Below are 9,694 nucleotides of genomic sequence, written 5' to 3'. Positions count from 1 at the left end.
TGGTGGGGTGCCGGGCTTCGGGAGCCGAGGGGCGCGGGGCCCCTCCGGGGTGTCTCCTCGGCTCGCGCACGAAGCCACGGCTGTGAAGGTGTCGGCCATGGTTGCGCGCTCGTCCTGCGGGGACCCCCCTACACGGCCCCACACCCCTCGGCTCCCGAACCCCGGCGGCGGGGCGGTCGTCGGGTACGGCCCCATACCCCTGGTCTCGCGAAGCCTGGGGCGGGGCAGTCGTCCGGTACGGCCCCGTACCCCTGGTCTCGCGAAGCCTTGGGTGGGGTTGTCGTCCGGTATGGCCATGCGCCCGTCGGTTTGCGAAGCCTGGGGTGGGGTGTCCTGTGGGGCCCCGTGCCGCTCGCTTGCGGAGCCTGAGGGCGTGGGGTGGGGGCGTGTAGGAGGGTCCCCGCAGGACGAGCGCGCAACCCTGGTTCGGCTTTCGTAGCCGGGGCTCAGTGCGCGAGCCGAGGAGACACTCCGGAGGGACCCCGCCCCACGCCCGTCCCGGGCCTGGCCTGCCCCCGGCCTGGCCTGCCCCCGGCCTGGCCAGCCCCTGGCCCGTCCCGGCCCGGCCAGGCGGGGGTCAGCCCGGCGGAGTCGGGGGATCCCGGCGGAGAGGGCGGCGGGTGTGTTCCCGGGCCAGGGCCGGTGTCAGGAGCCACCACACCACCAGGCCCGCCCCGGCACCCGCCGCGGCCCCGGCCACGGTGTCGCTGAGCCAGTGCGCGTGCAGCCAGGTTCGGCTCCACATCATGGCCAGGGTGAAGACCGCCCCGGCCGTCCACCACAGCCGCCGCCGCGCGGCCGGGACCAGCAGCGCCCCGACCACGACGACCAGGAGCGCGGCCGTGGCGGCGTGCCCGGACGGGAAGGAGCCGTGGTCGACGCGGACCAGCGGGTTCGCCGGGCGCGGCCTGTCCACGAGGTGCTTGAGCCCCTGTACGACGAGCATGTTGCCGCCGAGGAAGGCGAGCAGCAGGAACCCGGCCGACACCCGGCGTCCCCGCACGAGCAGCAGGGCCAGCAGGCCGAGCGGGACGACCGCGCCGAACGGGCCGCCGAACCAGTTCAGGGCCGAGGCGACGGCCGCGTACGGTCCCTCGTGCGGGCCGCCCATCAAGGTCAGCCAGCGCTCGTCCAGCGCCTGGAACGGCGGATCGGCGACGTCGGAGCGGACCACGAGGCCCGCCACCGCGGCGCCCCCCAGGAGCAGCAGCCCGAGGACGAGGCGGACCCGGCCGCGCACCGCCCCGACCGCGTGGCCGGCGGGGCGGACGGCGTCGGTGTCGGACGGGGCAGCGGCGGCGGCGTCGGCCGTGGCGGGTCTACCGGTCACGGCCGGCTCTCTCGGTAGCGGGAGCGGTAGCAGCAGCCCCGGCCCCCAGGTGCCCGGCCAGGAAGGCAACGCTCTCGGCGACGATCCCGGCGATCTCCGGGGAGCCGAGGAAGATGTGGTCCGCGCCCTCGACGGGCCGCAGCGTGACCTCGCCCCCGGCCGCCTCCAGCGCCTCGGCCAGGGCCTCGCTCTGGCTGTAGGGGACCAGCCCGTCGTGGGTCCCGTGCACCAGCAGGAACGGCGGCAGGTGCGGGCCGCCGGCGTACGTCACCGGGCTCGCCACCCGCGCCGGCTCCGGGTCCGCGGCGACGGGGGCGCCGAGCAGGGCCTCGTACGGGTCGGGGAACGCGACCTCGGACGGCATCGGCGGCATGGGGTGCGCGGCCAGGGCGACCAGGTCGGAGCAGCCGTACCAGTCGACGACGGCGAGCACCCCGGTGTCCCCGGAGCCGACCCCCTCCGTGCCCTCGAGCGCGGCGCCGCCCGCCGAGCCCGGGCCGACGAGACCGGCGAGCGCGGCCAGGTGGCCGCCGGCCGACTCGCCCCAGACGCCGATGCGGCCGGGGTCGATGCCGAGGGCGTCCGCGTGGGCGCGGACGTAGCGGACCGCGGCCTTCACATCGTGCAGCTGCGCCGGGAAGGGCGCTTCGAGGCTGTGCCGGTAGTCGACCGAGACCAGCGCGAGCCCGGCCGCGAGCACCGCGCCGTGGAGCAGCGCGGCGGGCACGGTCGGCGGCGGGTAGCGGCGGTCGCCGTCCAGCCAGCCGCCGCCGTGGATCCAGACGACGGCCGGGAAGGGGCCGTCGCCGGCGGGCACCTGCACGTCGAGCAGCCGCGGACGGTAGCCGGGCGTGGTCGCGTACGTGATCCCGTCGAAGCGGCGGACGCCGTCCGGGCCGGTCACGGCCGGCACGGGGAGCCGGTACGGCGGGGGCGGCCAGGTCATGTCGGCGGCGTCGAATCCGGACGGGGGAGATTCCGGGGGAGATTGCGTCATTGCGGCCCTTCCAAGGCGGGGCGGCCGGGGCGGGGCGCAGGCTTCGCGACGTTTGTCCGAAATGCTTGCGCAGGCCACCGGGGGAGACGTAGCATGTTACACGTGTAATCACGACTCTAGCGATGCGTTTCCGCTGACCACAAGCCCAGGGGCTGTCCCGGTTCAGGATGAGTTACACGAGCCACTCCAGCGGATGCGTCGCCTTCCCCCTCCGGGAGCACGTCATGCTCACCACCACCGGCAGCTCGGTCCGCAGTGTCACGCACTGGGTCACCGACCCCCTCCCGGCGGCCGTTCCGCAGGTCAGGGCCCGGGTCCGGGCCGTGCTCGACGGGTGGCGGATCCCCCTCGACGAGTCGGACGCCCTGCTGCTGGCCGTCAGCGAGCTCGTCGGCAACGTCGTCCGGCACGTGGGCGCCGGGCGGATGCGGGTGGCGGTGGCCTCCGGCGGCGGATGGCTCCGGCTGGAGGTCGCCGACCAGGGCGCCTCGCTGCCCCGGCTGCCCTCACCCCGCGCCGCGTTCGACGCCGACGCCGAAAACGGGCGCGGACTGCTGATGGTGCAGCTGATGGTGGCCGGTCTGGGCGGTGAACTCGCCGTGGTGGCCGATGAGTTCGGCAAGTCCGTCCATGTGCGCATCCCGGCGGTCTGAGCCGGCGGCCGAGCCGTGCGGGGGGGTGGCCGTGGCGCAGCGATATCGCGCAATGTTGACGGACGCCAAATATTCGACATACCTTGCTCCCGTCTCCCCCGCTGCTCCCTGATTGAGGTGCCGCCCCATGGAGCTCTCCCCTTCCGCGTACGCCGACTCCTTCTGTCGTGACCGGCTGCCGCCCGACCCCCTCTGGCCCGAACTCCACTTCGACCTACCGGAGTTGGACTACCCGGACCGGCTCAACTGCGCCCGGCGACTGCTCGACGACGCCGTCGAGAAGCTGGGCCCCGACCGCCCCGCCCTGCTCACCCCGACCGACCGCTGGACCTACGGCGAGCTGCGGCACCGGGCCAACCAGGTCGCCCAGGTGCTCACCGAGGACCTCGGCCTGCGCCCCGGCAATCGCGTTCTGCTGCGCGGCCCGAACAACCCCTGGCTCGTGGCCGCCTGGTTCGGCGTCCTGAAGGCCGGCTGCGTGGCCGTCACCACCATGCCGCTGCTGCGCGCCGCCGAACTCGCCGAACTCCACGACATCAGCCGGCCGTCGGCCGCGATCTGCGACCACCGCCACACCGGCGAGCTCGACGCGGCGGACCTGCCCGGCCTGCCCGTCATCCTGTACGGCGGGCCCGGCCCCGAGGACCTGACCGCGCGGTGTGCGGCCAAGGACGGCCGCTTCACCACCGTCGCCACGGCCGCCGACGACGTGGCGCTGATCGCCTTCACCTCCGGTACGACCGGCCGCCCCAAGGCGACCCTGCACTTCCACCGCGACGTGCTCGCCAATGCCGACACCTTCTCGCGGCACGTCCTCAAGCCCCGCCCGGACGACGTGTTCACGGGCACGCCGCCGCTCGCCTTCACCTTCGGGCTCGGCGGGCTCGTGGTCTTCCCGCTGTACGTCGGCGCCGCGACCCTGCTGATCGAGCAGGCGGCCCCGCAGCAGCTGGCCGAGCTCGTCGAGGCCCACGGCGTGACCGTCCTGTTCACCGCCCCCACGGCCTACCGCGCGATCATGGCGGCCGGGGCGGCGGACCGGCTGGCCGGGCTGCGCCGCTGCGTCTCCGCGGGAGAGCCGCTGCCCGCCTCGGTGTGGCACGCGTTCCACGAGGCTACCGGGCTGCGGATCATCGACGGCATCGGTGCCACCGAGATGCTGCACGTGTTCATCTCGGCTTCCGACGAGGACATCCGGCCCGGCTCCACCGGCCGTCCGGTGCCCGGCTACCGCGCCGCCGTCGTCGACGAACAGGGCGATCCCGTGCCCGACGGGCAGCCCGGCCTGCTCGCCGTCACCGGACCCACCGGCTGCCGCTACCTCGCGGACCCGCGCCAGGCCTCGTACGTCAGGAACGGCTGGAACATCACCGGGGACACCTATGTCCGCGATGCCGAGGGCTACTTCTGGTACGTCGCCCGCAGCGACGACATGATCGTCTCCTCCGGCTACAACATCGCGGGCCCCGAGGTCGAGAAGGCCCTCGCCGCGCACCCGTACGTCGAGGAGTGCGGTGTCGTCGGCGCCCCCGACGAACGGCGCGGCATGGTCGTCAAGGCGTACGTGGTGCTGGGCGCGGGCGTGCCGGCGGACCAGGACACGGTCCGCGCACTGCAGAACCACGTCAAGCAGACCATCGCCCCCTACAAGTACCCGCGCGCCGTGGAGTTCGTGACGGAGCTCCCGCGCACCGGCTCCGGGAAGCTCCGGCGCGCCGAACTGCGCACCCTGGCGGCCCGGACGGCCGCCCCGCCGCCGGAACCCGCCGCGACGGCCGCCCCGCCGGATCCCCCGGAACCCGCCGCGCCGCCCGGCCCGCCGGATCACCCGGAGCCCGCGCGGCTGCCGAGCGTCGTCGTCGAGCGCCGCGTCGAATGGCCCGACACCGATGCCGCCGGCCACTACCACCACTCCACCGTCGTGCGCTGGGTCGAGGCGGCCGAGGCCGTGCTGCTGCGCCGCCTGGGCCTGGCCCACCTGTTCGGCAGCACGCCCCGGGTCCACTTCGAGGCCGACTACCGGGCGCGGCTCTGGTTCGGGGACGCCGTGCGCACCGAGCTCAGGGTCACCAAGGTCGGCGCCAGCTCCCTCCACTACGCCTTCACGGTCCACGGCGAGCAGGGGGACGAGGCGGCCACCGGACGGATGGTCATCGCCCACTCGGCCGCCCGCGCCACCGGGTCCACCCCCTGGCCCGAGGACGTACGGGCCGTACTCACCACCGCGGGCCCGCAACGGGCCGAGCTCCTCATCGCTTCGGAACCACTGGGAGGCACGCCGTGCGCGTGGCAGTCATAGGAGGAGGACCCGGCGGGCTGTACTTCGCGGCCCTGGCCAAGCAGCTCTCCCCGCACTGGGAGATCACCGTCTGGGAGCGCAACGCCCCCGACGACACCTTCGGTTTCGGCGTCGTGTTCTCCGACGAGACCCTCGACGGCATAGCCCAGGCCGACCGCGAGACGTTCGAGGCCATGTCCGCGCGGTTCGCCCGCTGGACCGACATCGACATCCGCTACCGGGGCCGCACCCTCACCTCGGGCGGCCACGGCTTCGCCGCCCTCGGCCGCCGGCACCTGCTGCGGATCCTCCAGGAGCGCTGCTCCGCCCTGGCGGTCGACGTCCGCTACCGCACCGAGGCCCCGCCCGCCGCCGAACTCGCCGCCACGCACGACCTGGTGGTGGCCTGCGACGGCGTACGGTCGGCCACCCGCACGGCCTTCGCCGACACCTTCGGCCCCGACCTCGACGAACGCGCCGGCCGCTACATGTGGCTCGGCACGGACAAGGTCTTCGAGGCCTTCACCTTCATCGTCGAAGAGCGGGACTTCGGCACGCTCCAAGTGCACGCCTACCCGTACGACGACACCCGCTCCACCTTCATCGTGGAGATGTCCGAGGACTCCTGGCGCCGCGCGGGCTTCGCGGAGTCCGAGGACCGCGTCCTGCCGCCCGGCGCGAGCGACACCGAGAGCATCCGGCGCTGCGAGGAGCTCCTCGCGGACCATCTCGACGGCCACCGGCTCCTGCCCAACAACTCCAAGTGGCTGCGGTTCAGCACCGTCCGCAACCGCACCTGGCGCCGCGGCAACATCGTGCTGCTCGGCGACGCCGCCCACACCGCGCACTTCTCCATCGGCTCCGGCACCAAGCTCGCCATGGAGGACTCCCTCGCCCTGGCCGCCTGCCTGCACGAACACCCCGACGTGCCGAGGGCGCTCGCCGCGTACGAGGAGGAGCGCAAGCCCGTCGTGGAGTCGACCCAGCGGGCGGCCCAGGCCAGCCTGGAATGGTTCGAGCACATCGACCGGTACACCGGCCAGGACCCCCACCAGTTCGCCTTCAACCTGCTCACCCGCAGCCGCCGCGTCACCTACGACAACCTGCGCGTGCGCGACGAGGGCTTCACCAGCGCCGTCAACGGCTCCTCGCCCGTGCCGCCCATGTTCCGGCCGTTCCGGCTCGGCGGCCTGCTGCTGCGCAACCGGGTCGTCGTACCGCCCACCGCACTGGACACCGCCCGCGGCGGGGTGCCGGGCGACTTCGACCTCGTCCACCTCAGCACCCAGGCCCTCGGCGGCTCCGGCCTCGTCCTCGCCGGGATGACCGCCGTCAGCGCCGACGGCCGGGCCACTCCCGGCTGCCCCGGCCTGTGGAGCGACGAGCAGGAAGCGGCCTGGGAGCGCATCACCGGCTTCGTCCACGGCCAGTGCGACACCCTCATCGGCATCCAGCTCACCCACGCCGGACGCCGCGCGGCCACCGGCGACGGGCCGCCCGTAGCCGCCTCGGGCCTGGCCTGGGACGAGCTCAGCCGTCTGCCGCGCGAGGCCGACCGGGCCGACATGGACGCGATCGTACGGGACTTCGTGTCCGCGGCCCGGCGCGCCGACCGGGCCGGCTTCGACGCGCTGGAACTCCAGTACGGGCATGGCCACCTGCTCTCCGGCTTCCTCTCGCCGCTGACCAACCGGCGCACCGACGCCTACGGCGGAGACCTCGCCGGACGGCTGCGCCTGCCGCTCGAAGTGCTGCGCGCCGTACGGGCGGTGTGGCCCTTCGGCAAGGCCCTGCTCGTACGGATCTCGGCCGCCGACTGGGCCGAGGGCGGCCTGACCGAGGCCGATGCCGTGGCCATCGCCCGCGCCCTCGACGAGGCGGGCGCCGACGCCATCGACGTCTCCACGGGAGAGGTCGTCGCCCACGAACGGCCCCGGTACGGCCGCAGCTACCAGACCCCGTACGCCGACCTGATCCGCAACGCCACCGGCGTCCCCACCATCGCCGTCGGCGCGATCTCCACCTACGACGACGTGAACTCGATCATCCTGGCCGGCCGCGCCGACCTCTGCGGTGTCGGCCGCGCCCAGCTCCACGACCCCCTGTGGACCCTGCACGCCGCGGCCGCCCAGGGCTATCAGGGGCCCGCGGCGCCTTGGGCGCCGTCCTGGGCGGCGGGCCGCCGAAGGCCGCCCGCCGCCCGCACCGACCGGGTGCCGCCCCGCCTCGAACTGCTGCGCCCGGCAGCCGAACCCGTCCACCGGCGCTGGCTGCCGCGCGTCGCCGCGGCGCCCGCCCCCCGATAGCGGAGGTCCCCATGGACAACCTGCGCCGCTTCACGGCCGCGGCCGTCCAGGCCGCACCCGTCTACCTCGATCCCGCGGCCACCGTCGACAAGGCCGTTGCCCTGATCGCCGAGGCCGCCGGCAACGGCGCCGAACTCGTCGTGTTCCCCGAGGTGTTCGTCCCCGGCTACCCGTACTGGAACTGGACCGTGAACCCGGTCCAGGGCTCATCCTGGTTCGAGCGGCTCCGGGCCGCCTCGGTCGACATCCCCGGCCCGCACGTCGGCGCCCTGTGCGCCGCCGCCCGCCGGCACGGCATCACGCTGGTCATCGGCGTCAACGAGCGGGTCCCGTACAGCCTCGGCGTGCTGCACAACACCCTGCTCACCATCGGCCCGGAGGGCGAACTCCTCGGCGTGCACCGCAAGCTGGTGCCCACCTGGGCGGAGAAGCTCACCTGGACCGGAGGCGACGGCAGTTCGCTGCGGGTCCACGACACCCCCGTCGGGCCGCTCGGCGTACTGGCCTGCGGGGAGAACACCAACACCCTGGCCCGGTTCGCGCTCCTCGCCCAGGGGGAACTCGTGCACGCCTCCTGCTACATCGCCCTGCCCGTGGCCCCGGCCGACTACGACATGGCCGACGCGATCGCGGTCCGCACCGCCGCCCACAGCTTCGAGGGCAAGGTCTTCTCCGTCGTCGCCTGCTCCACCGTATCCCCGGAGATCGTCGACCTCCTCGCCGGGGACGACGAGGAACTGCGCAAGCAGTTCACCCGGCCGCGCAGCGCCCTGTCCGGGATCTTCGGCCCCGACGGCCGCCCGGTCAGCGAGCCCCTCGTCGACGACGAGGGCATCGTCTACGGCGAGATCGACCTGGCGCGCTGCGTCCAGCCCAAGCAGATGCACGACATCGTCGGCCACTACAACCGCTTCGACGTCTTCCGCCTCGAAGTCGACAACCGCCCCCGCCTGCCCGTCACGTTCACCGTGCCCCCGTGCCCCCCGACCACCCCCTCCGAGGAGGACGCATGACCACCGAGCAGGACGACACCGCCCTCGGCCGCGCCCGGGTGACCGACACCCCCGAACTCACCGCCTACTACGAGGAACTCGGCGCCCTGGACGCGGGCGCGCTGTGGACCGTCGCCAACGACATCGAGCCCTGGTACCCGCAGCCCAAGTCCGTTCCCGTGCTGTGGCGTTACGCCGATCTGCGCCCCCTCGTGCACAAGGCCCTCGGCCTGGTCCGGGCCGACGACGCCGGCCGCCGCGTGGTCATGCTCGTCAACCCCGGCCGCCGGGACGTCAGCGCCGCCGCCGGACTCCTCTACACCGGCCTGCAGATCATGGGGCCCGGCGAGGCGATGACCGCACACCGCCACCAGGCGGCCGCCCTGCGCTTCGTCCACGAGGGCACCGGGGCCTGGACGATCGTCGACGGCCAGAAGCTGAAGGTCGGGCCGCGCGACTTCGCCATCACCCCCAACGGCACCTGGCACGAACACGGCAACGAATCGGCCGACGAGCCCGTCATCTGGCAGGACGGACTCGACATCCCGCTGGTCAACGCCCTGGACGCCGGGTTCTACGAGGTGCACCCCGAGCTGTACCAGAAGCCCGGAAAGGTCATCAACTCCTCCGTCCTGACGTACGCGGCGCACCTGCTGCCGTACGGCTCGGAGAAGTGGACCCGGCCCTACTCGCCGCTGCTCGCCTTCCCCTGGGAGCAGACGTACGCGGCCCTGCTGGGCCTGGCCGAGGCCGAAGAGGGCTCCCCGTACGACGGGGTCATCGCCGAGTACACCAACCCGCTCACCGGCGGCTCGGTCATGCCCACCATGGGCGCCCACATGCAGCTGCTGCGCCCCGGCCAGGCCACCCGCGCACACCGCCACACCGGATCGGTGATCTACACGGCCGCGAAGGGCCGCGGGTTCTCGGTGATCGCCGGACGGCGGTACGAGTGGACCGAGGGCGACATCTTCTGCGTCCCGTCCTGGGCCTGGCACGAGCACCACAACCTGGATCCGTCCGAGGACGCCTGCCTGTTCTCCTTCAACGACTTCCCCGTCATGCGCTCGCTCGGTTTCCACCGGGAAGAGGCGTACGCCGACCACGGCGGCCACCAGCCCGTCACCGCCTGACCCCC

General features: G+C 73.8%; 7 protein-coding genes. 5 read left to right on the top strand and 2 right to left on the bottom strand.

Annotated features, from left to right (window positions below; genetic code table 11):
* Positions 1–577: 577 nt before the first annotated feature.
* The gene (locus ACFWP3_RS25885; protein WP_384225339.1) at positions 578–1,330 is read right to left on the bottom strand and encodes a phosphatase PAP2 family protein; all 753 of its coding nucleotides are present in this window, start codon (positions 1,328–1,330) and stop codon (positions 578–580) included.
* A complete protein-coding gene (locus ACFWP3_RS25880) occupies positions 1,320–2,327 on the bottom strand; it encodes an alpha/beta hydrolase fold domain-containing protein (RefSeq protein WP_384225337.1) in 1,008 nt (335 codons plus the stop codon). The genes ACFWP3_RS25885 and ACFWP3_RS25880 overlap by 11 nt, the downstream gene beginning before the upstream one ends.
* Before the next feature lie 224 nt (positions 2,328–2,551).
* Between ACFWP3_RS25880 and ACFWP3_RS25875 the strand changes: the two genes are divergently transcribed.
* The 5 genes from ACFWP3_RS25875 (at position 2,552) to ACFWP3_RS25855 (ending at position 9,689) form a co-directional block, all read left to right on the top strand.
* A complete protein-coding gene (locus tag ACFWP3_RS25875; protein WP_384225335.1) occupies positions 2,552–2,980 on the top strand; it encodes an ATP-binding protein in 429 nt (142 codons plus the stop codon).
* A 127-nt stretch (positions 2,981–3,107) separates the two neighbouring features.
* Entirely contained in the window at positions 3,108–5,279 is a 2,172-nt protein-coding gene (locus ACFWP3_RS25870) for an AMP-binding protein (RefSeq protein WP_384225332.1), read from the top strand.
* Positions 5,261–7,564 carry an FAD-dependent monooxygenase gene (locus ACFWP3_RS25865; protein ID WP_384225330.1) on the top strand — a complete coding sequence of 768 codons (2,304 nt, stop codon included), beginning with the start codon at positions 5,261–5,263 and terminating at the stop codon, positions 7,562–7,564. The genes ACFWP3_RS25870 and ACFWP3_RS25865 overlap by 19 nt, the downstream gene beginning before the upstream one ends.
* A gap of 11 nt (positions 7,565–7,575) precedes the next feature.
* Positions 7,576–8,577 carry a carbon-nitrogen hydrolase family protein gene (locus ACFWP3_RS25860; protein WP_384225327.1) on the top strand — a complete coding sequence of 334 codons (1,002 nt, stop codon included), beginning with the start codon at positions 7,576–7,578 and terminating at the stop codon, positions 8,575–8,577.
* Entirely contained in the window at positions 8,574–9,689 is a 1,116-nt protein-coding gene (locus tag ACFWP3_RS25855; RefSeq protein WP_384225325.1) for a cupin domain-containing protein, read from the top strand. The genes ACFWP3_RS25860 and ACFWP3_RS25855 overlap by 4 nt, the downstream gene beginning before the upstream one ends.
* The last annotated feature ends 5 nt before the right edge of the window (positions 9,690–9,694 follow it).

The organism is Streptomyces sp. NPDC058525, assembly GCF_042719495.1.
GTDB lineage: Bacteria > Actinomycetota > Actinomycetes > Streptomycetales > Streptomycetaceae > Streptomyces.
This window is presented reverse-complemented; position numbering and strand designations above follow the sequence as displayed.

What these genes read in the sequence shown, in the direction of transcription:
- ACFWP3_RS25855 (WP_384225325.1), top strand. Translation starts at nt 8,574, where the DNA reads ATGACCACCGAGCAGGACGACACCGCCCTCGGCCGCGCCCGGGTGACC.
- ACFWP3_RS25860 (WP_384225327.1), top strand. Translation starts at nt 7,576, where the DNA reads ATGGACAACCTGCGCCGCTTCACGGCCGCGGCCGTCCAGGCCGCACCC.
- ACFWP3_RS25880 (WP_384225337.1), bottom strand. Translation starts at nt 2,327, where the DNA reads ATGACGCAATCTCCCCCGGAATCTCCCCCGTCCGGATTCGACGCCGCC.
- ACFWP3_RS25870 (WP_384225332.1), top strand. Translation starts at nt 3,108, where the DNA reads ATGGAGCTCTCCCCTTCCGCGTACGCCGACTCCTTCTGTCGTGACCGG.
- ACFWP3_RS25875 (WP_384225335.1), top strand. Translation starts at nt 2,552, where the DNA reads ATGCTCACCACCACCGGCAGCTCGGTCCGCAGTGTCACGCACTGGGTC.